General features: G+C 34.2%; 34 protein-coding genes. 33 read left to right on the plus strand and 1 reads right to left on the minus strand.

Annotated features, from left to right (window positions below):
• Position 1: 1 nt before the first annotated feature.
• From rplW to HHX25_RS09895, 30 genes are all read left to right on the plus strand, one after another.
• Complete coding sequence (rplW, locus tag HHX25_RS09750) at positions 2–292, plus strand: 50S ribosomal protein L23 (protein ID WP_169672619.1); 291 nt, start codon at positions 2–4, stop codon at positions 290–292.
• A 10-nt stretch (positions 293–302) separates the two neighbouring features.
• On the plus strand, positions 303–1,130 hold the full coding sequence (gene rplB / locus HHX25_RS09755; protein ID WP_169672621.1) for a 50S ribosomal protein L2: 828 nt from the start codon (positions 303–305) through the stop codon (positions 1,128–1,130).
• Between the two features lie 3 nt (positions 1,131–1,133).
• Positions 1,134–1,412, plus strand: coding sequence for a 30S ribosomal protein S19 (gene rpsS, locus HHX25_RS09760; protein WP_054851677.1), 279 nt, complete (start codon positions 1,134–1,136; stop codon positions 1,410–1,412).
• Between the two features lie 6 nt (positions 1,413–1,418).
• Positions 1,419–1,826 (plus strand): 50S ribosomal protein L22, encoded by a 408-nt coding sequence (gene rplV, locus HHX25_RS09765; protein WP_169672623.1) that lies wholly within the window; start codon positions 1,419–1,421, stop codon positions 1,824–1,826.
• A 9-nt stretch (positions 1,827–1,835) separates the two neighbouring features.
• Complete coding sequence (gene rpsC / locus HHX25_RS09770) at positions 1,836–2,561, plus strand: 30S ribosomal protein S3 (protein ID WP_169672625.1); 726 nt, start codon at positions 1,836–1,838, stop codon at positions 2,559–2,561.
• A gap of 21 nt (positions 2,562–2,582) precedes the next feature.
• Positions 2,583–3,002 (plus strand): 50S ribosomal protein L16, encoded by a 420-nt coding sequence (gene rplP, locus HHX25_RS09775; protein WP_169672626.1) that lies wholly within the window; start codon positions 2,583–2,585, stop codon positions 3,000–3,002.
• 13 nt (positions 3,003–3,015) lie between these two features.
• Positions 3,016–3,207 (plus strand): 50S ribosomal protein L29, encoded by a 192-nt coding sequence (gene rpmC / locus HHX25_RS09780; protein ID WP_169672629.1) that lies wholly within the window; start codon positions 3,016–3,018, stop codon positions 3,205–3,207.
• 12 nt (positions 3,208–3,219) lie between these two features.
• The gene (rpsQ, locus tag HHX25_RS09785) at positions 3,220–3,477 is read left to right on the plus strand and encodes a 30S ribosomal protein S17 (RefSeq protein ID WP_054729566.1); all 258 of its coding nucleotides are present in this window, start codon (positions 3,220–3,222) and stop codon (positions 3,475–3,477) included.
• Between the two features lie 2 nt (positions 3,478–3,479).
• Positions 3,480–3,848 carry a 50S ribosomal protein L14 gene (rplN, locus tag HHX25_RS09790; protein ID WP_019386277.1) on the plus strand — a complete coding sequence of 123 codons (369 nt, stop codon included), beginning with the start codon at positions 3,480–3,482 and terminating at the stop codon, positions 3,846–3,848.
• A gap of 14 nt (positions 3,849–3,862) precedes the next feature.
• On the plus strand, positions 3,863–4,174 hold the full coding sequence (rplX, locus tag HHX25_RS09795; protein ID WP_169672631.1) for a 50S ribosomal protein L24: 312 nt from the start codon (positions 3,863–3,865) through the stop codon (positions 4,172–4,174).
• Between the two features lie 2 nt (positions 4,175–4,176).
• Entirely contained in the window at positions 4,177–4,728 is a 552-nt protein-coding gene (gene rplE, locus HHX25_RS09800; RefSeq protein ID WP_135877600.1) for a 50S ribosomal protein L5, read from the plus strand.
• Between the two features lie 3 nt (positions 4,729–4,731).
• Positions 4,732–5,001, plus strand: coding sequence for a 30S ribosomal protein S14 (rpsN, locus tag HHX25_RS09805; protein ID WP_169672633.1), 270 nt, complete (start codon positions 4,732–4,734; stop codon positions 4,999–5,001).
• 71 nt (positions 5,002–5,072) lie between these two features.
• On the plus strand, positions 5,073–5,471 hold the full coding sequence (rpsH, locus tag HHX25_RS09810) for a 30S ribosomal protein S8 (protein WP_169672635.1): 399 nt from the start codon (positions 5,073–5,075) through the stop codon (positions 5,469–5,471).
• A gap of 18 nt (positions 5,472–5,489) precedes the next feature.
• On the plus strand, positions 5,490–6,032 hold the full coding sequence (gene rplF, locus HHX25_RS09815) for a 50S ribosomal protein L6 (RefSeq protein ID WP_169672637.1): 543 nt from the start codon (positions 5,490–5,492) through the stop codon (positions 6,030–6,032).
• Between the two features lie 10 nt (positions 6,033–6,042).
• Positions 6,043–6,399, plus strand: coding sequence for a 50S ribosomal protein L18 (gene rplR, locus HHX25_RS09820; RefSeq protein WP_169672639.1), 357 nt, complete (start codon positions 6,043–6,045; stop codon positions 6,397–6,399).
• A gap of 6 nt (positions 6,400–6,405) precedes the next feature.
• On the plus strand, positions 6,406–6,930 hold the full coding sequence (rpsE, locus tag HHX25_RS09825; RefSeq protein ID WP_169672640.1) for a 30S ribosomal protein S5: 525 nt from the start codon (positions 6,406–6,408) through the stop codon (positions 6,928–6,930).
• 11 nt (positions 6,931–6,941) lie between these two features.
• Positions 6,942–7,124: a 50S ribosomal protein L30 gene (rpmD, locus tag HHX25_RS09830; RefSeq protein WP_102757012.1), complete on the plus strand. Its 183-nt coding sequence runs from the start codon at positions 6,942–6,944 to the stop codon at positions 7,122–7,124.
• 13 nt (positions 7,125–7,137) lie between these two features.
• On the plus strand, positions 7,138–7,590 hold the full coding sequence (gene rplO, locus HHX25_RS09835) for a 50S ribosomal protein L15 (protein WP_169672642.1): 453 nt from the start codon (positions 7,138–7,140) through the stop codon (positions 7,588–7,590).
• A gap of 15 nt (positions 7,591–7,605) precedes the next feature.
• Positions 7,606–8,958: a preprotein translocase subunit SecY gene (secY, locus tag HHX25_RS09840; protein WP_169672644.1), complete on the plus strand. Its 1,353-nt coding sequence runs from the start codon at positions 7,606–7,608 to the stop codon at positions 8,956–8,958.
• A 12-nt stretch (positions 8,959–8,970) separates the two neighbouring features.
• Positions 8,971–9,186: a translation initiation factor IF-1 gene (gene infA, locus HHX25_RS09845; protein WP_007094967.1), complete on the plus strand. Its 216-nt coding sequence runs from the start codon at positions 8,971–8,973 to the stop codon at positions 9,184–9,186.
• 55 nt (positions 9,187–9,241) lie between these two features.
• A complete protein-coding gene (ykgO, locus tag HHX25_RS09850) occupies positions 9,242–9,358 on the plus strand; it encodes a type B 50S ribosomal protein L36 (RefSeq protein ID WP_010181906.1) in 117 nt (38 codons plus the stop codon).
• 2 nt (positions 9,359–9,360) lie between these two features.
• On the plus strand, positions 9,361–9,735 hold the full coding sequence (gene rpsM / locus HHX25_RS09855) for a 30S ribosomal protein S13 (protein ID WP_169672646.1): 375 nt from the start codon (positions 9,361–9,363) through the stop codon (positions 9,733–9,735).
• 99 nt (positions 9,736–9,834) lie between these two features.
• Positions 9,835–10,218, plus strand: coding sequence for a 30S ribosomal protein S11 (gene rpsK, locus HHX25_RS09860; RefSeq protein WP_169672648.1), 384 nt, complete (start codon positions 9,835–9,837; stop codon positions 10,216–10,218).
• A gap of 193 nt (positions 10,219–10,411) precedes the next feature.
• The gene (gene rpsD, locus HHX25_RS09865; RefSeq protein WP_169672650.1) at positions 10,412–11,017 is read left to right on the plus strand and encodes a 30S ribosomal protein S4; all 606 of its coding nucleotides are present in this window, start codon (positions 10,412–10,414) and stop codon (positions 11,015–11,017) included.
• A gap of 95 nt (positions 11,018–11,112) precedes the next feature.
• Positions 11,113–12,105, plus strand: a complete 993-nt coding sequence (locus tag HHX25_RS09870) for a DNA-directed RNA polymerase subunit alpha (protein WP_102758311.1) — start codon at positions 11,113–11,115, stop codon at positions 12,103–12,105.
• 65 nt (positions 12,106–12,170) lie between these two features.
• A complete protein-coding gene (gene rplQ, locus HHX25_RS09875; protein ID WP_169672652.1) occupies positions 12,171–12,644 on the plus strand; it encodes a 50S ribosomal protein L17 in 474 nt (157 codons plus the stop codon).
• Between the two features lie 135 nt (positions 12,645–12,779).
• Complete coding sequence (gene carA / locus HHX25_RS09880; RefSeq protein ID WP_169672654.1) at positions 12,780–13,883, plus strand: glutamine-hydrolyzing carbamoyl-phosphate synthase small subunit; 1,104 nt, start codon at positions 12,780–12,782, stop codon at positions 13,881–13,883.
• A gap of 155 nt (positions 13,884–14,038) precedes the next feature.
• Positions 14,039–15,331, plus strand: coding sequence for a phosphopyruvate hydratase (gene eno / locus HHX25_RS09885; protein ID WP_169672656.1), 1,293 nt, complete (start codon positions 14,039–14,041; stop codon positions 15,329–15,331).
• Positions 15,332–15,502: 171 nt separating this feature from the next.
• A complete protein-coding gene (locus HHX25_RS09890; protein ID WP_169672658.1) occupies positions 15,503–16,789 on the plus strand; it encodes a citrate synthase in 1,287 nt (428 codons plus the stop codon).
• Positions 16,790–16,939: 150 nt separating this feature from the next.
• Entirely contained in the window at positions 16,940–17,854 is a 915-nt protein-coding gene (locus tag HHX25_RS09895) for a dimethylarginine dimethylaminohydrolase family protein (protein ID WP_169672660.1), read from the plus strand.
• 27 nt (positions 17,855–17,881) lie between these two features.
• Here the strand turns inward: HHX25_RS09895 and HHX25_RS09900 are convergent, their stop codons facing one another.
• On the minus strand, positions 17,882–18,730 hold the full coding sequence (locus HHX25_RS09900; RefSeq protein WP_169672662.1) for an AraC family transcriptional regulator: 849 nt from the start codon (positions 18,728–18,730) through the stop codon (positions 17,882–17,884).
• A 104-nt stretch (positions 18,731–18,834) separates the two neighbouring features.
• Here HHX25_RS09900 and HHX25_RS09905 point away from each other — a divergent pair, with 104 nt between their 5' ends.
• The 3 genes from HHX25_RS09905 to HHX25_RS09915 are packed head-to-tail and all read left to right on the plus strand — an operon-like array spanning position 18,835 to position 22,122.
• Positions 18,835–19,740 carry a carbohydrate kinase family protein gene (locus HHX25_RS09905; protein ID WP_169672664.1) on the plus strand — a complete coding sequence of 302 codons (906 nt, stop codon included), beginning with the start codon at positions 18,835–18,837 and terminating at the stop codon, positions 19,738–19,740.
• A 14-nt stretch (positions 19,741–19,754) separates the two neighbouring features.
• Positions 19,755–21,257: an L-fucose/L-arabinose isomerase family protein gene (locus tag HHX25_RS09910; RefSeq protein ID WP_169672666.1), complete on the plus strand. Its 1,503-nt coding sequence runs from the start codon at positions 19,755–19,757 to the stop codon at positions 21,255–21,257.
• Complete coding sequence (locus HHX25_RS09915) at positions 21,241–22,122, plus strand: class II fructose-bisphosphate aldolase (protein ID WP_169672668.1); 882 nt, start codon at positions 21,241–21,243, stop codon at positions 22,120–22,122. The genes HHX25_RS09910 and HHX25_RS09915 overlap by 17 nt, the downstream gene beginning before the upstream one ends.
• Positions 22,123–22,162: the final 40 nt, after the last annotated feature.

Below are 22,162 nucleotides of genomic sequence, written 5' to 3' on the forward strand. Positions count from 1 at the left end.
GATGAGTATCTTAATTAAACCTATAATCACAGAAAAAGCGACTGCAGATAGCGAGTTAAGAAACTGCTATACTTTCGCAGTGAATACTAAGGCGAACAAGGTAGAAATTAAAAAAGCAGTGGAAGCTGTTTATGGTGTTTCTGTTGAAAAAGTTCGTACTATAAATGTCCGTCCAGATAGAAGAACCCGTTTTACAAAAACAGGTATTCAACATGGTAAAACAAATGCTGTTAAAAAGGCAATTGTACAACTGGCGGAAGGTGAAATGATTGATTTATACAGTAACATGTAATTAGACGACAATGTCAGTAAGAAAATTAAAACCAATCACACCAGGACAGCGATTTAGAGTAGTAAATGGTTATGACGCCATAACTACTGATAAGCCGGAAAAGAGCTTGCTCGTTCCGAATAAAAGGTCTGGTGGTAGAAACAGTCAAGGAAAAATGACCATGCGCTATATTGGTGGAGGTCATAAAAGAAAGTATCGTATTATCGATTTTAAACGTAACAAAGCTGGAATTCCAGCAGAAGTTAAGTCTATTGAATACGATCCAAACAGAACCGCTTTTATTGCTTTATTGAACTATCAAGATGGCGAAAAAAGATACATTATTGCTCAAAATGGTTTAAAAGTTGGGCAAAATGTAGTATCTGGTTTAGAAGGTGTTGCTCCAGAAATTGGAAACGCTATGCCGTTGAGTGAAATTCCATTAGGGACTATTATTTCTTGTGTAGAATTACGTCCGGGACAAGGGGCTGTTATGGCTCGTAGTGCTGGTGCTTTTGCTCAGTTAATGGCAAGAGATGGTAAATTTGCTACTATTAAATTGCCTTCAGGAGAAACAAGATTAGTGCTTGTTAACTGTATGGCTACGGTAGGTGTGGTTTCTAATTCAGATCATCAATTATTAGTTGGTGGTAAGGCAGGTAGAACAAGATGGTTAGGAAGAAGACCACGTACTAGACCAGTAGTTATGAATCCAATTGATCATCCAATGGGTGGTGGTGAAGGTAAATCTTCAGGAGGACACCCACGTTCAAGAAACGGTATTCCTGCTAAAGGTTATAGAACCCGTTCTAAGACTAAAGCAAGTAATAAATATATTGTAGAACGTAGAAAGAAATAAGACATGGCAAGATCATTAAAAAAAGGACCTTACGTTCATTATAAATTAGAGAAAAAAGTAGCTGCTAATGTTGAATCTAACAAAAAGACAGTAATCAAAACTTGGTCAAGAGCCAGTATGATTACTCCTGATTTTGTAGGACAAACAATCGCAGTACATAATGGCCGTCAATTTGTACCAGTTTATGTAACAGAAAACATGGTAGGTCATAAGTTAGGAGAATTTTCACCAACACGTTCATTCCGTGGACATGCAGGTGCTAAAAATAAAGGTAAAAAGTAGTAAGCTATGGGAAGTCGTAAAAAACAAATGGCAGACGCTATTAAGGAAGCAAAAAAGCAAGTTGCTTTTGCTAAACTTAATAATTGTCCTACATCACCAAGAAAAATGCGTTTAGTAGCCGATTTAGTAAGAGGCGAAAAGGTAGAACATGCACTTAATATCTTAAAGTTCAACCAAAAAGAAGCATCAGGTCGTTTAGAGAAGCTGTTATTATCAGCTATTGCCAACTGGCAAGCTAAAAATGAAGATGCAGATATTGAATCGGCTGAATTATTTGTAAAAGAAATTAGAGTTGATGGCGGATCTATGTTAAAAAGATTACGTCCAGCGCCACAAGGTCGTGCACACAGAATTAGAAAACGTTCTAACCACGTTACATTAGTAGTTGGAGCTAACAATAACACACAAAGCTAAGATAGAAGTATGGGACAAAAAACAAATCCAATCGGAAATCGCTTAGGTATTATCAGAGGATGGGAATCCAACTGGTACGGAGGTAATGATTATGGAGATAAGCTTGCCGAAGATGATAAAATTAGAAAATACGTTCACGCACGTTTATCTAAAGCTAGTGTTAGTAGAGTAATTATTGAAAGAACTTTAAAACTTGTAACCGTTACTATCACTACTGCTAGACCTGGTATTATTATCGGTAAAGGTGGTCAAGAGGTAGACAAGTTAAAAGAAGAGCTTAAGAAGATTACTGGAAAAGAAGTTCAGATTAACATCTTTGAAATTAAAAGACCTGAGCTTGATGCATTTTTAGTAGGATCTAGTATTGCTCGTCAAATTGAAAACAGAATTTCATACAGACGTGCAATAAAGATGGCTATCGCTGCTACAATGCGTATGAATGCTGAAGGAATTAAAATCCAGATTAGTGGTCGTTTAAATGGTGCTGAAATGGCACGATCTGAACATTACAAAGAAGGGCGTATTCCTTTATCTACCTTTAGAGCCGATATTGATTATGCTTTAGTTGAGGCACACACTACTTATGGTAGGTTGGGTGTTAAAGTATGGATCATGAAAGGCGAAGTATATGGTAAAAGAGAACTTTCTCCGCTAGTTGGTTTATCCAAAAAGCAAGGAAAAGGTGGAGCCGGAGGACGTGGTGGAAATAAATCTAACCAACGTCGTAGAAAGTAATTTTTTATAAAGTAAAGAAAAATGTTACAGCCTAAAAGAACAAAATTTCGTAAGCAACAAAAAGGACGTATGAAGGGGCTCTCTGGAAGAGGACACCAATTATCATATGGAACTTTTGGAATAAAAGCATTAGACGCAACTTTTATAACGTCACGTCAAATTGAAGCAGCTCGTATTGCGGCTACACGTTACATGAAAAGAGAAGGACAACTTTGGATTAAAATATTTCCAGACAAACCTATCACAAAAAAGCCTCTTGAAGTACGTATGGGTAAAGGTAAAGGAGCCGTTGAATATTGGGTGGCAGTTTGCAGACCTGGACGTGTTTTATTTGAAGTTGGTGGTGTGCCACTAGAAGTTGCAAAAGAAGCATTACGCTTAGCAGCGCAAAAGTTACCAGTAAAAACTAAGTTTTTAATTGCTCGCGATTACGAAGCATAATTTATTTGATATTATGAAACAATCAGAAATTAAAGAATTATCTACAGCTGAGTTACAAGAGAAACTTGGTGAAACAAAAAAGAGTTATTCAGACCTTAAACTAGCTCACGCAATATCTCCTTTAGAAAATCCAATTCAGTTGCGTACTGTAAGACGTACTGTAGCTAGAATTGCGACAGAATTAACTAAAAGAGAATTACAATAATTCTGCTGAAAGATGGAAACAAGAAATTTAAGAAAAGAACGTATAGGAGTTGTTACAAGTAACAAAATGCAGAAATCTATTGTGGTTTCTGAGGTTAAAAAAGTAAAACACCCTATGTATGGTAAGTTCGTGTTAAAGACAAAAAAGTATGTTGCACACGACGAAACAAACGATTGTAATATTGGAGATACTGTAAAGATCATGGAAACAAGACCTTTAAGTAAATCTAAATGTTGGAGATTAGTTGAAATCATAGAAAGAGCTAAATAATTATGGTACAGCAAGAATCAAGATTAAAGGTAGCAGATAACACTGGAGCAAAAGAAGTATTAACAATACGTGTTCTAGGTGGTACTAAAAGAAGATACGCTTCTGTAGGAGACAAAATAGTTGTTTCTGTTAAAGACGCAACACCTAATGGAAACATTAAAAAAGGTGCTGTTTCTACTGCAGTTGTTGTTCGTACTAAAAAAGAAGTAAGAAGACCAGATGGATCTTATATTAGATTCGATGATAACGCTTGTGTTTTATTAAACCCAACGGGTGAAATGAGAGGAACACGTGTATTTGGTCCTGTTGCTAGAGAACTTCGTGATAAACAATTCATGAAAATTGTATCATTAGCACCAGAAGTGCTTTAATACATTAATTTAAGATGACAAAGCTTAAAATAAAAACTGGAGATACTGTGAAAGTAATTGCTGGCGACCATAAAGGGTCTGAAGGTAAAGTACAAAAGGTATTAATAGATAAGAACAAAGCGATCGTTGAGGGTGTAAACATGGTGAAGAAACATACAAAACCAAGTGCACAAAATCCACAAGGAGGAATCGTAGAAAAAGAAGCTGCTATTCATATTTCAAACTTATCATTGTTAACTTCAAATGGAGAAACAACAAGAGTAGGTTATAGAATGGAGGGCGATAAGAAAGTGAGATTTTCAGTAAAATCTAATGAAGTAATATAGTTATGGCATATTCACCTAGACTTAAAGAAGAGTATAAAAGCAGAGTAATTGCAGCTCTTACAGAAGAATTTGGATATAAGAATGTTATGCAAGTTCCAGTACTTAAAAAGATTGTAATATCTAAAGGTGTTGGAGCAGCAGTAGCAGACAAAAAGTTAATTGACTACGCAGTAGAAGAGTTGACCACTATATCTGGACAAAAAGCTATATCAACATTGTCTAAAAAAGATGTTGCATCATTCAAATTACGTAAAGGAATGCCAATTGGTGCTAAAGTTACTTTGCGTGGAGAAAGAATGTATGAATTCTTAGATCGTTTAGTGACATCTGCGCTACCACGCGTTAGAGATTTTAACGGAATTAAAGCTACAGGTTTTGACGGAAGAGGTAATTACAATTTAGGAGTTACCGAGCAAATTATATTCCCAGAAATTAACATTGATAAAGTTAATAAAATCTCTGGTATGGATATTACATTTGTAACATCTGCCGATACAGATAAAGAAGCAAAATCATTATTAACAGAACTAGGGTTACCTTTTAAAAAGAACTAAGTTATGGCTAAAGAATCAATGAAAGCCCGTGAGGTAAAAAGAGCAAAAACAGTAGCTAAATATGCTGAGAAACGTAAAGCTTTAAAAGAAGCTGGAGATTACGAAGCATTACAAAAGTTGCCTAAAAATGCTTCTCCTATCCGTATGCATAATAGATGCAAATTAACAGGGAGGCCTAAAGGGTATATGAGAAATTTTGGGATTTCTCGTGTTACATTTAGAGAAATGGCTAACAAAGGGTTAATACCTGGTGTTAGAAAAGCAAGTTGGTAAAAAAAGAATTATAAATTGGTTTTAGGTTCAAAAGAAATTTTTTTGAAAACCACTACCGCAAATTAATAAATATGTATACAGATCCAATAGCGGATTATCTTACGAGAGTTAGAAATGCAATAAGAGCAAATCACAGAGTGGTTGAAATCCCAGCATCTAACTTAAAAAAAGACATCACTAAAATATTATTCGAGCAAGGATATATTTTAAGCTACAAGTTCGACGATTCAACTGTACAAGGAACTATTAAAATAGCACTTAAGTACAATAAAGAAACTAAAGAGCCTGTAATTAAGAAACTTCAAAGAATTAGTAAACCAGGTTTGCGTAAGTATGCTGGTTCTAAAGAATTACCTAGAATCCTTAATGGACTTGGTATTGCCATCGTTTCAACTTCACACGGAGTAATGACTGGCAAACAAGCCAAAAGAGATAACGTAGGTGGTGAAGTATTATGTTACGTTTACTAATCTAAAAGGGAGAAAGAAATGTCAAGAATAGGAAATAACCCTGTTGCAATTCCAGAAGGAGTTACAGTAGAAGTAAAAGATAGCGTAATCACAGTAAAAGGAAAGTTGGGTGAATTAACTCAAAACTTCGATACTGTAGAAATTAAAGTTGAAGATGGAAATGTTTTAGTAACCAGATCAGCGGATTCTAAAGCATATAAAGCTAAACATGGTTTATATAGATCTCTAGTCAATAACATGATAGAAGGTGTATCTAAAGGATGGACTAAAGAATTAGAATTGGTAGGGGTTGGTTATAGAGCATCAAACCAAGGACAAAAATTAGATTTAGCTTTAGGTTTTTCTCACAATATTGTTTTAGATATTGCTCCAGAAGTAAAAGTTGAAACGGTTTCAGAAAAAGGGAAAAACCCAATAGTAAAGTTAACATCGTTTGATAAACAACTTGTTGGTCAAGTAGCTGCAAAGATCCGCGGATTTAGAAAACCTGAGCCTTACAAAGGGAAAGGGATTAAGTTTGTTGGTGAAGAAATAAGAAGAAAAGCAGGTAAATCAGCTTAATAAAATAGTTATGGCATTAACAAAGAATCAAAGAAGACAAAGGATTAAAAACAGAATTCGTAAGGTGGTTTCTGGAACAGAAGCTAGACCAAGATTAACTGTTTTTAGAAGTAATAAAGAAATTTATGCTCAAATTGTGGATGACGTAAATGGTACAACTATCAGTGCTGCATCTTCAAGAGATAAAGATATTAGTTCTGCAAAAGGTACTAAAACAGAGATTGCTACTCTAGTAGGAAAAGCAATTGCTGAGAAGGCTTTAAAAGCAGGGGTAGAAACGATCGCTTTCGACAGAGGTGGTTATTTATATCATGGTAGAGTAAAATCATTAGCTGAAGGAGCTAGAGAAGCAGGACTTAAATTCTAGAATATTATGTTTCAAAAATATAAAAGTGCAGAGTTAGTAAAACCAGGTGGATTAGATCTTAAAGATCGTTTAGTTGGTGTACAAAGAGTTACAAAAGTAACTAAAGGTGGTAGAGCATTTGGTTTTTCAGCAATCGTAGTGGTTGGTGATGAAGCAGGTGTTGTAGGACAAGGTTTAGGAAAATCTAAAGATGTTGCCAGTGCTATTGCAAAAGCAGTTGAAGATGCTAAGAAAAACCTAGTAAGAATTCCTATTATAAAAGGAACATTACCACACGAACAAAAAGGGAAATATGGTGGAGCAAGAGTAAATATCATTCCTGCTGCTCCTGGTACAGGAGTTATTGCTGGTGGTGCTGTTAGAACTGTTCTTGAGGCCGTTGGAGTACATGATGTATTATCAAAATCTCAGGGATCTTCTAATCCTCATAATGTAGTAAAAGCAACGTTTGATGCTTTATTACAGTTAAGGGATGCCAATGCAATTGCTAGAGATAGAGGTATTTCACTTGAAAAAGTTTTTAACGCTTAATAACATCAGAGATGGCAAAAATTAAAGTAAAAAAAGTTAAAAGCGCAATCAATCGTACGCAAAGACAAAAAAGAACTTTAGAAGCTCTAGGTCTTAAAAAGATTGGTCAAGTAAAAGAGCATGAGGCTACACCTAATATCTTAGGTATGATTGCTAAAGTTTCACATTTAGTTTCTGTAGAAGAAGCAAAATAATATAAAACTGAAAATGGATTTAAGTAATTTAAAACCTGCAGAAGGTTCAGTAAAAAATCAAGGCAAAAGAGTAGGTAGAGGACAAGGTTCAGGTAAAGGTGGTACGGCAACACGTGGTCACAAAGGAGCTAAATCTCGTTCTGGTTATTCTAAGAAATTAGGATTTGAAGGAGGGCAAATGCCACTTCAAAGACGTGTTCCTAAATTTGGTTTTACTAACATTAACCGTGTTGAGTACCAAGGTATCAATTTAGATACTTTACAACAATTGGTTGATGATAAGAAAATAAAAGATACAGTAGATTTCGAAATTTTATTCTCAAACCGTTTAGCTGGAAAGAATGACCTAGTTAAAATTATGGGTAGAGGTGAGTTAAAAGCAAAATTAAAAGTATCTGCACATAAATTTACAGCTTCAGCAAAAGCAGCTATAGAAGCAGCTGGAGGAGAAGCAATAACATTATAAGACCATATTATAAGTATGAAGTTTATAGAATCTTTAAAAAATGTTTGGAAAATTGAGGAGCTAAGAAACAGAATCATAGTAACACTAGGTCTGTTATTAGTATATCGTTTCGGTACTCAGGTTACATTGCCAGGTGTTGATGCCGCGCAATTAGCAGCCCTAGGAGACAAAACAAGTACAGGGTTATTAGGATTGCTTAGCCAATTTACAGGAGGAGCATTTTCTAGAGCATCTGTGTTTGCCTTAGGTATTATGCCTTACATTTCTGCTTCTATTGTAGTACAATTAATGGGGATAGCGATTCCTTATTTGCAAAAATTGCAAAAGGAAGGAGCTAGTGGGCAAAAGAAAGTCAACCAAATTACACGTTGGCTAACAATTGCCATTTGTTTATTACAAGCACCTGGTTATTTAGCTAGTTTGCCAAGTTTAGGAGTTCCACAAAGTGCCTTTTTATTGGGTACAGGACCTTTATTCTATTTCTCTTCTGTAAGTATTTTAGTTACAGGTTGTATTTTTGCCATGTGGTTAGGTGAAAAAATTACAGATAAGGGTATCGGTAATGGAATTTCATTATTAATTATGGTTGGTATAATTGCAACATTACCTCAGTCATTTATTCAAAACGCAGCAACAAGATTAGAGGGTAATAATGTCATGCTTATTCTTTTTGAATTGGTTATTTGGTTTGTTATTATTCTGGTTACCATCATGTTGGTTATGGCTGTTAGAAAAATAGCGGTGCAATATGCAAGAAGAACAGCCTCTGGAGGTTATGAGAAGAGTGCCATGGCTGGTTCGAGACAATATATTCCATTAAAGTTAAATGCTTCAGGAGTGATGCCTATTATATTTGCGCAAGCTATTATGTTTGTGCCTGGTATGATAGGAGGTACAGATTTATTAAAAGATTCATCAGTAGGAGCTTGGTTGGTTACTAACCTTGGTCCGGCTAGTATGTTTGGTTTTTGGTATAATGTTGTTTTCGCTTTATTAATAATCGTATTTACGTATTTCTATACAGCGATCACGGTACCAACAAATAAAATGGCAGATGATTTAAAACGTAGTGGTGGTTTTATTCCTGGTATTCGCCCAGGTTCTGAAACTTCAGAATATCTCGATAAAATAATGTCTCAGATAACCTTACCAGGTTCTATATTTTTAGCACTTATAGCTGTGTTCCCGGCTTTTATTGTTAAGCTTATGGATGTACAACAAGGATGGGCATTATTTTTCGGAGGAACCTCATTATTAATTATGGTTGGAGTTGCAATTGACACTATGCAACAAGTAAATTCATACTTGTTGAATAGACATTATGATGGCTTGATGAAAACAGGTAAAAATAGAAAGGCTAGCGCTTAATATATATCTACTATGGCAAAACAGGCAGCAATAGAACAAGACGGAACAATTATAGAAGCATTATCAAATGCAATGTTTCGTGTTGAATTAGAAAATGGTCACATTGTGACTGCACACATTTCAGGTAAAATGCGTATGCATTATATTAAATTATTACCAGGAGATAAAGTGAAATTAGAAATGAGTCCTTATGATTTAACTAAGGCTCGAATAACTTATAGATACTAATTACGATGAAACCGTAAGGTTACATCTTACAGTAATATAGAATAACTAATATAAGATGAAAGTAAGAGCATCACTTAAAAAGAGAAGTGCGGATTGTAAAATCGTACGAAGAAAAGGCAGACTTTACGTTATAAACAAAAAGAATCCTAGATTTAAACAAAGACAAGGGTAATTATGGCAAGAATTGCAGGTGTAGACATACCAAAAAACAAAAGAGGAGTAATCTCTTTAACTTATATCTATGGAATAGGTAGAAGTAGAGCAAAAGAAATTTTAGCAACAGCTAAAGTTGACGAAAGTACTAAAGTTCAAGATTGGAGCGATGATCAAATTAGTGGTATTCGTGAAGCTGTTGGATCTTATACAATCGAAGGTGAATTACGTTCTGAAACTCAATTAAACATTAAGCGATTAATGGATATTGGATGTTACAGAGGTATTCGTCATAGATCGGGTCTTCCATTAAGAGGGCAACGAACTAAAAATAACTCCAGAACTAGAAAAGGTAGAAGAAAAACAGTTGCTAATAAGAAAAAAGCAACTAAATAATTAAAAGTCATTAGTATTTAGTCGTTAGATGGAATCTGTTTGAAATGTAAAAGTCTAGGATTCTAATACTAACAACTAACAACTAGAAACTAAAACAATATGGCAAAAACAAGCACTAAAAAACGTAAAGTTATTGTAGATTCTATAGGAGAAGCACACGTTACAGCTTCTTTCAATAACATTATTATTTCGCTTACCAACAAAAAAGGAGACGTTATTTCATGGTCCTCTGCAGGTAAGATGGGATTTAGAGGTTCTAAGAAAAACACACCTTATGCTGCTCAATTAGCTGCCGAAGACGCTGCTGCTGTAGCTCAAGAAGCTGGTTTAAAGAAAGTAAAGGTTTATGTAAAAGGACCTGGAAATGGTAGAGAGTCTGCTATTCGTTCTATTCACAATGCTGGAATTGAAGTGACAGAAATTATTGATGTTACACCACTTCCACATAATGGATGTCGTCCTCCAAAACGTAGAAGAGTTTAACCCCGTTTTTACTAACGCGGTTTAAATAAAGCAAATAGAAAAATTAATATCATCTGATTGTCAGATGGTATTAATTTTTTGTATAAATTTGCAAACTGAAAAAAAATAACAAGTATCAACGAGAGACCAAAAAGATTATCGAAGGATAAGATTAAGACCTTAATTCATAATCACTCTCAAAAACAAATTTAAAATGGCAAGATATACTGGTCCTAAAACTAAAATAGCTCGTAAGTTTGGCGAAGCTATCTTCGGAGACGATAAGTCTTTCGAAAAAAGAAATTACCCTCCAGGTCAACACGGAAACAATAGAAGACGTGGAAAAAAATCTGAATACGCAATCCAGTTAATGGAAAAACAAAAAGCTAAATATACCTATGGTATTTTAGAGCGTCAATTTAGAGGATTATTTAAAAAAGCGAGAGCAGCACAAGGTATTACAGGGGAGGTTTTATTACAATTATGTGAGTCTAGATTAGACAATGTTGTGTATAGAATGGGAATTTCTCCTTCTAGAAGTGGCGCAAGACAATTAGTATCTCACAGACATATTACTGTAAATGGTGAGTTGGTAAATATTCCTTCTTACCAATTAAAAGCAGGTGATGTTGTTGCAGTAAGAGAAAAATCAAAATCACTTGAGGCTATTGAGAGATCTTTATCAAACTCAAGCCACGTTTACGAATGGATTACTTGGAATGATGATACAAAGCAAGGAACTTATGTTTCTGTTCCTGCTAGAATTCAAATTCCAGAAAATATAAACGAACAATTCATCGTCGAACTATACTCTAAATAATAAATTAATCACATTGGTATTTGGCCAAAGGGTTTATTAGTCCTCTTCAAACTTTTAAACCGCGCAACCAAGTAACAATTAAAACGAAGAAATATATGGCAGTATTTAATTTTCAAAAACCCGACAAAGTAATCATGATTGATTCTACTGATTTCGAAGGTAAATTCGAATTCAGACCACTAGAACCAGGTTACGGGTTGACAGTAGGTAACGCACTCAGAAGGGTTTTACTTTCCTCATTAGAAGGATTTGCAATTACATCGGTTAGAATTGAAGGTGTAGATCATGAGTTTTCTGCAATTGCTGGAGTGGTAGAGGATGTTACAGAAATCATTTTAAACTTAAAACAAGTACGTTTTAAAAGACAGATTGATGATATAGATAATGAATCTATTTCAATCTCAATTTCTGGTCAGGATAGAATTACAGCTGGAGATTTTCAGAAGTTCATTTCAGGATTTCAAGTATTAAATACTGAACTAGTAATATGTAATTTAGATCCTAAAGTTAATTTCAATTTAGAAATTACTATTGAAAAAGGTAGAGGTTATGTACCAGCTGAAGAAAACAAGAAAGCTGCTGCTCCAATAGGAACTATCTTTACAGATTCAATTTATACGCCTATTAAAAATGTTAAGTATAGTATTGAAAACTATCGTGTAGAGCAAAAAACCGATTACGAAAAATTAGTTTTTGAGATTATTACCGATGGGTCTATTACACCACAAGATGCTTTAACTGAAGCTGCTAAGACATTGATTCACCACTTCATGTTATTCTCTGATGAGCGTATCACTTTAGAAGCTGATGAAATTGCACAGACTGAAACATATGATGAAGAATCATTACATATGAGACAGTTGCTTAAAACTAAGCTAATTGATATGGATTTATCTGTGCGTGCACTTAATTGTTTAAAAGCTGCAGAAGTAGATACTTTAGGAGATTTAGTATCATTCAATAAAAATGATTTAATGAAATTCAGAAACTTCGGTAAGAAGTCTTTAACAGAGCTTGAAGAGCTTGTAAATGTTAAAGGGTTAAATTTCGGAATGGATTTAAGCAAATATAAATTAGATAAAGATTAATAACTCCTTTATAATTTGCTCCTCGATTATGGGTTGTAGCAAGATAAAGGTTTAAAACAAATGTCATGAGACACGGAAAAAAATTCAACCATTTAGGTAGAAAAACAGCTCACAGAAAAGCAATGTTGGCTAATATGGCTTGTTCTTTAATAGAACATAAACGTATTAATACGACAGTAGCTAAAGCAAAAGCTTTAAAACAATTTGTTGAGCCAATGATTACAAAATCTAAGCAAGATACAACACACAACAGACGTATCGTTATGTCTCGTCTTAGACAAAAAGAAGCAGTTGCAGAATTATTTAGAGATGTGGCGGCTAAAGTTGCAGACCGTCCAGGAGGTTATACAAGAATTATAAAGCTTGGTAATCGTTTAGGTGATAATGCAGATATGGCTATGATAGAGCTTGTAGATTATAACGAAATTTACAATGCAGATAAGAAGCCTAAGAAAACAACAAGAAGAAGTAGAAGAGGTGGTTCTAAACCAGCTGCTGCTCCAGTTGTAGAGACTAAAGCAACTAACGAAGAAGAATAAATGTTAATAAGCATTTAAAATATTAAGGATAAACTATTTTAGTTTATCCTTTTTTTTATGCAATTTTGTAAAACCTTGTTCCCAAAGGTCACTGAGCATAGTCGAAGTGAAAGCGGGAATCTCATAAAAATCAGAATGAAATATCAAAAAAGACAAAAAGCCATCATTCTTCTAGCAGATGGTACTATTTTTTACGGTAAGGCAGTAGGAAACAAGCAAGGAACATCTTTTGGAGAAGTGTGTTTTAACACAGGAATGACTGGGTATCAAGAAATTTTTACAGACCCATCTTATTTTGGCCAATTAATGGTGACTACCAATGCTCACATAGGTAATTATGGAACCCATGCTGATGAAGTAGAATCAGATTCTATTAAAATTGCTGGGTTAATTTGTAAGAACTTCAGTTATGTGTATTCTCGAGTTGATTCAGAAGGTTCACTGGAAGAATTTTTAGATAAGAATAACCTGTTAGCAATATCAGATGTTGATACGCGTGCTTTAGTAAGCTATATTAGAGATCATGGAGCAATGAATGCTGTTATTTCTACAGAAGTCGATAATATAGAAGGTTTAAAGAAGCAATTGGCCGAGGTTCCAAATATGGAAGGTTTAGAATTAGCATCAAAAGTGTCTACAAAAGAACCTTATTATTTTGGAGATGAGAATGCAACTTATAAAGTAGCAGCTTTAGATATAGGTATTAAAAAGAATATTTTAAGAAATATAGCCAGTAGGGATGCTTATATAAAAGTATTCCCATACAATTCTAAATTTGAAGATTTAGAAGCTTTCAAACCAGATGGGTATTTCTTGTCTAATGGTCCAGGAGATCCTGAACCATTAATTGAGGCACAGAACTTAGCAAAAGAAATTATAAAAAGAGATTTACCATTATTTGGAATCTGTTTAGGACATCAGGTTATTGCCAGAGCCAATGGCATATCTACTTATAAAATGCATAATGGTCATAGAGGCATTAATCATCCTGTTAAAAATTTAATAACAGGAAAGGGTGAGATCACTTCTCAAAATCATGGGTTTGCTGTAAACAGGGAAGAAGCCGAAGCAAATCCAGATTTACGAATAACACATGTTCATTTAAATGACCATACAGTTGCTGGTTTGGCTATGGAAAACAAAAATTGTTTTTCAGTACAATACCACCCAGAAGCGAGTCCTGGTCCGCATGATTCTTCGTATCTTTTCGATCAATTCATTGAAAATATCAAAAAATAAATTGAATAATAGCCTCAAACAAAGCATGCTTTTTTGAGGCTTAAGTTTACTAAAACGTTATAGATGTGGTTTTGAGCATTTCTTCAAAAACATCTTAAAATAAACAAGATTAAGCCGTAAATTTGAAGTATTAAAAAGATTTAAAATAACCAATTATGAGTATTATAATTAATATCCACGCAAGACAAATTCTAGATTCAAGAGGTAACCCTACAGTTGAAGTAGATGTGGTAACAGAAAATGATGTATTAGGAAGAGCAGCTGTACCATCTGGTGCATCAACTGGAGAGCATGAAGCTGTTGAATTACGTGATGGTGGTAGTGCCTATATGGGAAAAGGTGTTACTAAAGCTGTAGATAATGTAAACTCTATTATTGCTAAAGAATTATTAGGAGTTTCAGTATTTGAACAAAATTTGATTGATCAAATGATGATTGATTTAGATGGAACACCAAACAAATCAAAATTAGGAGCAAATGCTATTTTAGGAGTTTCTTTAGCGGTTGCTAAAGCTGCTGCTGGAGAACTAGGTTTGCCATTATATCGCTATGTAGGGGGCGTTTCTGCCAATACATTACCATTACCAATGATGAATATTATTAATGGAGGATCTCATAGTGATGCACCAATTGCATTTCAAGAGTTTATGATTATGCCTGTAAAAGCCAAAAACTTTACGCATGCTATGCAAATGGGGACTGAAATTTTCCATAACCTTAAAAAAGTATTGCACGACAGAAATTTAAGTACAGCAGTTGGTGATGAAGGTGGTTTTGCACCAAACTTAGCAGGAGGTACTGAAGATGCTTTAGAAACGATAGCAAAAGCAGTTGAGAATGCTGGATATAAATTTGGCGATGAAGTTAAAATCGCTTTAGACTGCGCTTCTGCCGAGTTTTATGAAAACGGACAATATGATTACAAAAAATTCGAAGGTGATTCGGGTGTTGTAAGAACAAGTAAAGAGCAAGCTGATTACTTAGCGCAATTGGTAGCTAAATATCCAATTGTTTCTATTGAAGATGGTATGGATGAAAATGATTGGGAAGGTTGGAAATATTTAACAGAATTAGTTGGCGACAAAGTACAGTTAGTTGGAGACGATTTATTTGTAACTAATGTAGAGCGTTTGTCTCGTGGTATTGAAGAAGGCATTGCAAATTCAATTCTTATTAAGGTAAATCAAATAGGAACATTAACTGAAACTATTGCAGCTGTTAATATGGCACATAATGCAGGGTATACATCAGTAATGTCTCACCGTTCTGGGGAAACAGAAGACAATACCATAGCAGATTTAGCGGTTGCTTTAAATACTGGACAAATAAAAACGGGTTCTGCATCTCGTAGTGATCGTATGGCGAAGTACAATCAATTACTTCGTATAGAAGAAGAGCTAGGAGAAGTTGCTTATTTCCCTCAAGAAAAAGCATTCAAAGTAAAATAGTATATATTACAATTTATAAAAAGCGATTATTATTATTTAATAATCGCTTTTTTTTTGGTGTCAATTTTAGCAATATGATAAATATCAAAACCTTTGAGGAGTTCCTTTATTAATAGGGGGATATTTCGTAAATTAGCAATCCATTATTAAAAAATAAAATCACTCAAATACATGGCTAATACCGCTACCATAGAAATAAATGGTCAAAAGAATGAATTACCATTAATTAAAGGAACAGAGAATGAGATTGCTATAGATATTACAAAGCTTAGAAGTGCTACTGAAGGTGTAATAACTGTAGATCCAGGATATAAGAATACGGGATCTTGCGAAAGTGCCATTACATTTTTAGATGGGGAAAAAGGTATTTTGAGGTATAGAGGGTATTCTATTGAAGAGTTAGCAGAAAAAGCTGATTTTTTAGAAGTCGCTTATCTTTTAATTTTTGGAGAACTTCCAACTAAAGAACAAAATGATAAGTTTCATGACGATATCAAAGCAGAGTCTATCGTAGATGAAGATGTAAAAAAGATATTGGATGCCTTTCCTAAAGCAGCACACCCAATGGGGGTTATATCTTCCTTAACAAGTGCCTTAACAGCATTTAATCCCTCTTCAGTAAATGTAGATTCTGAAGAAGATATGTATAAATCTGTAGTAAGAATTTTAGGTAAATTTCCTGTATTAGTTGCATGGACGTTCCGTAAGAAGGAAGGTTTACCTCTTGATTATGGCGATAATTCGTTAGGTTATGTTGAAAACATTTTAAAAATGATGTTTGTGAAACCTAATGGAGAATATACACAAAACCAAATTTTAGTTGATGCATTAGATAAGTTGTTAATTTTGCATGCAGACCATGAACAAAACTGTTCTACATCTACGGTAAGAATTGTAGGATCATCACATGCAGGATTATTTGCGTCACTTTCTGCAGGTATTTCAGCACTTTGGGGACCACTTCACGGTGGGGCTAACCAGGCTGTCTTAGAAATGCTAGAAGCTATTAAAGCAGATGGAGGTGATACTAAAAAATACATGGCTAAGGCGAAAGATAAAAGTGATCCATTCCGTTTAATGGGCTTTGGACACCGCGTTTATAAAAATTTCGATCCCCGTGCTAGAATCATCAAAAAAGCTGCTGATGAAGTTTTAGGAGATTTAGGAATTGATGATCCTATTTTAGATATTGCCAAAGGGCTTGAAAAAGAAGCCTTAGAAGATCAATACTTTGTGGATAGAAGACTATATCCTAATGTTGATTTCTACTCAGGTATTATATACAGAGGTATGGGTATACCAACAGATATGTTTACCGTTATGTTTGCCTTAGGACGTTTGCCTGGTTGGATAGCACAATGGAGAGAAATGCGCTTACGTAAAGAGCCTATAGGAAGACCTAGACAGGTTTATATAGGTGAAACAGCAAGGGAATTTGTGCCAATAGAGAAAAGATAAATTTCAATATATTGTATTATTATTAAGCTTCATGATGTTTTCATGAAGCTTTTCTTTTTTTTAGTAATATTTTTTAGAATAATTCAAAAAGTGTTTTTAATTATTATTAGTTTAGCCCCCTGAAAAATAAATTCCTATTGGGGTATAAATATGCTAGAAATAAATGTTAAAAATGAAACATCGAGGTTAAGAGCAGTTGTTTTAGGTACTGCTCAAAGTAGTGGGCCAATCCCTGAAGTAGAAGATTGTTACGACCCTAAAAGTATTGAGCATGTTATAGCTGGAACGTATCCAGAAGAGCATGACATGATGCTAGAGATGGAAGCGGTTGCCAAGGTTTTTGAAAAATATGATGTTACTGTTTTTAGACCAGAAGTTATTAAAGATTGCAATCAGATATTTTCAAGGGATATCGCTTTTGTAATTGAAGATAAAATTATTCGGGCTAATATTTTACCTAATAGAGAAGAAGAGGTAAAAGCCATTAAATATATTTGGGATCAAGTTAGAAAAGAAGATAGAATTATATTACCTGAAGCCTGTCATGTTGAAGGAGGCGATGTGATGCCGTGGAATGATTATATTTTTATTGGAACCTACTCAGGTGAAGATTATCCAGATATTATTACGGCGCGGACAAATATGGATGCGGTTATAGCCATTCAAGAATTATTTCCTAACAAGATTGTAAAATCGTTTGAACTTAGAAAGTCCAATACAGATGCAAAAAATAATGCATTACATTTAGACTGCTGTTTTCAGCCCATTGGAAAGGATAAAGCCATTATTCATAAAAATGGATTCTTGGTTGAACGTGAATACGAATGGTTGGTTGATTTTTTTGGGAAAGAAAATATTTTTGAAATAACTAAAGACGAAATGTACCAAATGAATAGTAACGTGTTTTCCATTTCTGAAAACGTTATTATTTCAGAAAAAAACTTTACACGTTTAAACTCTTGGTTAAGAGAACAAGGTTTTACGGTTGAAGAAGTACCATATGCCGAAATAGGAAAACAAGAAGGTTTATTGCGCTGTTCTACAATGCCATTATTTCGGGATTAGTTATTCTAAATAACCATTTATTTATATCTAAAGCTTTTTTCTATATTCTAAAGGTGTCTGTTTTAAGTATTTTTTGAATTGTCTATGGAAAAAAGACATGTTTTCATAACCACACCTCAAAGCTATATCAAGTAATTTATTGTCTGTTTCTTGTAACAGTAAGCAGACTTTGCGTATTCTAAATTCATTGAGATAATTGGTAAAAGATCTGCTAAATTGTTTCTTGAAATATTTACAAAAAGCACCCCGAGTCATAAAAGTTAGATTGGCCATATCTTGAATAGTAATTTTTTCTTGATATTTTGTATCAATGTAATTTAAAATAGATGTGATTCTGGTATCTGATTTTTTTGAGAATTTATAACGTTCTCCTTCAATTGCCAAGAGTTCTTTGTCACTGCAATTAGATAATTCCAGTAAGATGTCTAACAAATCAATTATTTTTTTTTCAGGCTTAAAATAGCATAGCTTTTCAAGCCTTTTACGTATCATTTCATTAAATGCCTTATTGGTAAATTTTATCCCAAATTTTGATGCCTCCAGTAACTTGCGAATTGCTTTTAATTCTATATTAGAACGTACAAAATTATCTAGTACATTACTATCCCATTGTACACAAGTAGATTTGACCCCATTTGAATATCCTTTTTCGTTTTTCCAGCAATGCGGTACATTTTCACCTATAAATATTAAGTCACCAGATACAAAGTTGTCTACGCTATTCCCTACATATCTAATACCGCTACTTTTAGTAATATAAGTAAGCTCATAGTCTTTATGATAATGCCATGGGGCGTCAAAAAAATCATTTTCGTACACGAAAGCATGAATGGCTCCATCAATTTCGTGTGGAATAAGTTCTAATTGTGGTTTCATCTAAAAATAGAATATTAATTATGACAATATAGTACATATTTTGTCATAATTAGAATTTAAAACCAATGTTCTTTCGGTCTATATTTGATATAAATAATTTGGTTATGAAAGTTTTATGTAGCGGATTAAACGTTGTAGATGTACTGGTGTCTACACCATCAAATATAAATGTTGGAGGGAAAAATGCGTGCGAAAAAATTTTATTGCAAGGAGGCGCTCCCGCAGGTAATGCCGCTTGTGCTATAGCTAAATTGGGACATGAAACTTCATTCTTGGGTTATTTTGGCAATAACCCTTTAAGCATGGTTGCTAAGAGTGAATTGACTAAGCATGGTGTTAAGGATGACTTTTTTTTATATAAAGAAGAGGCTTCTCCTGCCATTGCTGTTGTGCAAATTGATAATCATGGAGAACGTACTGTATTGTATTCTACAAAATCGTATATGCCATTTTCGTCAAAGGATATTGATAAGAAATCTTTAAAGAATTTCGATTTAATCCTTGTCGATGGTTATGATACTGAAATAAATTTACATCTATTGAGGTTGGCAAACGATTTGGGTATCATGAGTGTGTTAGATATGGAAACTGCTGAAATGAACATTATGAAGACCATGTTAGAATTATGCTCTGATGCTATTTTACCTCTCGAAGCGGCAATAAGCATATCAGGAAAAGAAGATACCATAGAAGCCTTAAAGGCTGTTTCAAAAATGACTCATGCACAAGTTGTTATTACTGATGGTGCCAATGGGGCTTTTGCGTTACAAAAAGGAGAATTAATTTATCAACCAGCATTTAAAGTCAAAGTTGTAGATACTACGGGCTGTGGAGACTCTTTTCATGCAGCATATGCTTCAGCTTTATTACAAGATTTTAATTTAAGAGATAGATTGGTATATGCAAGTTACTACGCTTCTCAGGTAGCGCAACATTATGGAGGTAGAACCTATTTGCCAAACAGAAGTTTTATGGAAGAGCATTGTCCATTATTTGTAAAAAATAAATAGAAAATATTATGGAGATGATTAAAAAATTGTCCACTAAAAATGGGATAGTAAGCCACTTATTTGAAAAAGTTATAACTTCCAAAAAGCCTAATTATATAGCGAAAATAGCTTTTGTTGGTATAGGGCTTGAAGAGCATTTTGATTGGCAATCAATTTTGAGTAATTATAAGAAAGCGAAATTAGGTTTAGCGGAAGCCCTTCCTAAAGAACGATTTGAGTTAATTTCTTCAAAGGAGCCGATTCAAACTAAAGAGGCTATTTTTACATGGCTTAAAGAGATGCAGGCGCAAGGTATCGATGGTATTATTATTTATCAAGCTTCTTTTATTGCAGGAGATTTAGCCGCGACTTTGGCACGTTGGTTAAACCAAAATAAAATCCCCATACTAAGCTGGTCTCATGATGAAGAAACAGGGGGAAGGCTATCAAATAACAGGTTGTGCGGACAAAATTTTTTGTTGAATATTTTTAGTTCTTGCGGTGTAAAATTTTCATGGCTTTTCGAATCGCCTGAAGATGATGAGTTTAATAGTAATATTTTAAAGTTTGCCAAATCGGTTTATGTAAAAGCATCAATCAATCAAAAATCAGTTGGTATGGTTGGAGGCTTCAGAGTGCCAGGTTTTTATGATTGTGAGTTAAATGAACTTTCATTATTAAATAGGTTTGGGATAAAAATAGATAGAATTGATTTTGATACTATTTGGCAGCACGGGAAGAAATTTACAGACCTAACAATCCAAGAAATAAGGGACGAACTTCTTAATCATCCACTGTGCAAGTTTAATAATGTGACACATCAACAGATAGATAAATCTATTCGTTTGTCATTAGCTATGGCAGATTATGCACGTTTAAATGATTATCTGGGCATTGGGTTAAAAAATTGGCCGGAGCTTTTTGATCATTACGGCATTGCAGGAGATGGGGCAGGCGCTTTGGTGCAAGATTTAGGAATACCTGTGGCCGATGAATCTGATATGGGGGCTTTGTTAACCATGATTTTAATGAATCAAATAAGTTTTGAAAAAGCCATTCCTACATTAGTGGATTTGTCATTGATTAATAAAAATGATAACCGAATAGGGTTCTGGCATTGTGGTGGTGCACCTACTAAACTTATTAATGGAGATACGGGATATGAAGTGAGAAACCATAGTATTTTGGAGAATTTTGATGTCGATAGTAGTATGGGTATGTTGTTAGAGTTTCTACAGAAAAAAGGCCCGGTAACAATTGCAAAATATCAATACCCTGAGGCTTCGCGAGTATTGACGTGGGAAGGAGATATTCGACCTTCAGAAATGGCATTTAGAGGTAGCTATGCAGAAGTGGAACCAAAGATAAATTCAGCCGGAGATATTTTAAGTACCGTTTTAAATAACGGTTTGGATCACCATTGGATTATTGGGCGTGGCTATTTACAAAAAGACCTGAATGAGTTAAACCATTGGTTAGGAATCGATAATATTAAAATAGAAATTAGTAAAGATCATTTATATGGACACAGTAATTAAAAGCAACATAAAGACTATCTATAATCAAGACTATAAAAGTCTTAAGGAATTATTTATTGATTACAGGGCCACGCAACGCTGCTTACCAGCTTTTAACGTTAATGATAATTATGATTTAAAAGCTGTGGTAGAAGCTTCAGACGATATGGATACTCACGTTATGGTTATGACATATCCTCCTGTAGCGGAGTTAAACACTACAGAGGTTTTTAGGTCATTGGTTGATGGATTTAAAAAACGATCTAAAAACAAAATTTTTCTCCATTTAGATCATAGCACTTCTGTTGATTTATGTAAAAGAGCAATAGATTCTGGCTATGATTCTGTTATGATAGATGGTTCGCAGGTATCGTTAGAAAAAAATATTAAAATGACACAGGAAGTCGTTAATTATGCTGCTTCTGCTGGTGTTGTTGTTGAAGCAGAAATAGGAAAAATTATGGGGCGTGATGTTGTGGTGAAATCAGACAATGATTTTTTGGCAGATGTTGGTGAAGTGAAACAACTGTTTGAAGCCACGGATGTAGATTTAGTTGCTGTAGGTATTGGAACGGCTCATGGGTTTACGCCTACTGAGCCTAAAATTCATTTTGATAGGTTACAAGAAATTGCAGAAGCAATTCCGGCGCCTTTGGTTTTGCATGGAGGGACAGGAATTCCCGATACAGATATTCAAAAATCAATTTGTATGGGTATGAGCAAAATTAATATTGGAACCATAGTACATAATACCTATATGAAGTATGCTTTTGAAGAAATGAAAAAGGCAGGGAATGATGCTTATCCACCTTATGTTATGAAAGAAGTGCTTCCAAAAATAAAGAATGTTGTTAAAGACCGACTGAAGGCAGTTAATTACAAGTAATAGTAATTGAATGACTTGAAAAGTTTCTTTTATTAAAATA

This window comes from Flavivirga algicola, assembly GCF_012910715.1.
Classification (GTDB): Bacteria; Bacteroidota; Bacteroidia; order Flavobacteriales; family Flavobacteriaceae; genus Flavivirga; species Flavivirga algicola.

Coding starts and splice junctions, on each gene's coding strand:
- rplW (WP_169672619.1), top strand. CDS start 2: ATGAGTATCTTAATTAAACCTATAATCACAGAAAAAGCGACTGCAGAT.
- rplB (WP_169672621.1), top strand. CDS start 303: ATGTCAGTAAGAAAATTAAAACCAATCACACCAGGACAGCGATTTAGA.
- rpsS (WP_054851677.1), top strand. CDS start 1,134: ATGGCAAGATCATTAAAAAAAGGACCTTACGTTCATTATAAATTAGAG.
- rplV (WP_169672623.1), top strand. CDS start 1,419: ATGGGAAGTCGTAAAAAACAAATGGCAGACGCTATTAAGGAAGCAAAA.
- rpsC (WP_169672625.1), top strand. CDS start 1,836: ATGGGACAAAAAACAAATCCAATCGGAAATCGCTTAGGTATTATCAGA.
- rplP (WP_169672626.1), top strand. CDS start 2,583: ATGTTACAGCCTAAAAGAACAAAATTTCGTAAGCAACAAAAAGGACGT.
- rpmC (WP_169672629.1), top strand. CDS start 3,016: ATGAAACAATCAGAAATTAAAGAATTATCTACAGCTGAGTTACAAGAG.
- rpsQ (WP_054729566.1), top strand. CDS start 3,220: ATGGAAACAAGAAATTTAAGAAAAGAACGTATAGGAGTTGTTACAAGT.
- rplN (WP_019386277.1), top strand. CDS start 3,480: ATGGTACAGCAAGAATCAAGATTAAAGGTAGCAGATAACACTGGAGCA.
- rplX (WP_169672631.1), top strand. CDS start 3,863: ATGACAAAGCTTAAAATAAAAACTGGAGATACTGTGAAAGTAATTGCT.
- rplE (WP_135877600.1), top strand. CDS start 4,177: ATGGCATATTCACCTAGACTTAAAGAAGAGTATAAAAGCAGAGTAATT.
- rpsN (WP_169672633.1), top strand. CDS start 4,732: ATGGCTAAAGAATCAATGAAAGCCCGTGAGGTAAAAAGAGCAAAAACA.
- rpsH (WP_169672635.1), top strand. CDS start 5,073: ATGTATACAGATCCAATAGCGGATTATCTTACGAGAGTTAGAAATGCA.
- rplF (WP_169672637.1), top strand. CDS start 5,490: ATGTCAAGAATAGGAAATAACCCTGTTGCAATTCCAGAAGGAGTTACA.
- rplR (WP_169672639.1), top strand. CDS start 6,043: ATGGCATTAACAAAGAATCAAAGAAGACAAAGGATTAAAAACAGAATT.
- rpsE (WP_169672640.1), top strand. CDS start 6,406: ATGTTTCAAAAATATAAAAGTGCAGAGTTAGTAAAACCAGGTGGATTA.
- rpmD (WP_102757012.1), top strand. CDS start 6,942: ATGGCAAAAATTAAAGTAAAAAAAGTTAAAAGCGCAATCAATCGTACG.
- rplO (WP_169672642.1), top strand. CDS start 7,138: ATGGATTTAAGTAATTTAAAACCTGCAGAAGGTTCAGTAAAAAATCAA.
- secY (WP_169672644.1), top strand. CDS start 7,606: ATGAAGTTTATAGAATCTTTAAAAAATGTTTGGAAAATTGAGGAGCTA.
- infA (WP_007094967.1), top strand. CDS start 8,971: ATGGCAAAACAGGCAGCAATAGAACAAGACGGAACAATTATAGAAGCA.
- ykgO (WP_010181906.1), top strand. CDS start 9,242: ATGAAAGTAAGAGCATCACTTAAAAAGAGAAGTGCGGATTGTAAAATC.
- rpsM (WP_169672646.1), top strand. CDS start 9,361: ATGGCAAGAATTGCAGGTGTAGACATACCAAAAAACAAAAGAGGAGTA.
- rpsK (WP_169672648.1), top strand. CDS start 9,835: ATGGCAAAAACAAGCACTAAAAAACGTAAAGTTATTGTAGATTCTATA.
- rpsD (WP_169672650.1), top strand. CDS start 10,412: ATGGCAAGATATACTGGTCCTAAAACTAAAATAGCTCGTAAGTTTGGC.
- HHX25_RS09870 (WP_102758311.1), top strand. CDS start 11,113: ATGGCAGTATTTAATTTTCAAAAACCCGACAAAGTAATCATGATTGAT.
- rplQ (WP_169672652.1), top strand. CDS start 12,171: ATGAGACACGGAAAAAAATTCAACCATTTAGGTAGAAAAACAGCTCAC.
- carA (WP_169672654.1), top strand. CDS start 12,780: ATGAAATATCAAAAAAGACAAAAAGCCATCATTCTTCTAGCAGATGGT.
- eno (WP_169672656.1), top strand. CDS start 14,039: ATGAGTATTATAATTAATATCCACGCAAGACAAATTCTAGATTCAAGA.
- HHX25_RS09890 (WP_169672658.1), top strand. CDS start 15,503: ATGGCTAATACCGCTACCATAGAAATAAATGGTCAAAAGAATGAATTA.
- HHX25_RS09895 (WP_169672660.1), top strand. CDS start 16,940: ATGCTAGAAATAAATGTTAAAAATGAAACATCGAGGTTAAGAGCAGTT.
- HHX25_RS09900 (WP_169672662.1), bottom strand. CDS start 18,730: ATGAAACCACAATTAGAACTTATTCCACACGAAATTGATGGAGCCATT.
- HHX25_RS09905 (WP_169672664.1), top strand. CDS start 18,835: ATGAAAGTTTTATGTAGCGGATTAAACGTTGTAGATGTACTGGTGTCT.
- HHX25_RS09910 (WP_169672666.1), top strand. CDS start 19,755: ATGATTAAAAAATTGTCCACTAAAAATGGGATAGTAAGCCACTTATTT.
- HHX25_RS09915 (WP_169672668.1), top strand. CDS start 21,241: ATGGACACAGTAATTAAAAGCAACATAAAGACTATCTATAATCAAGAC.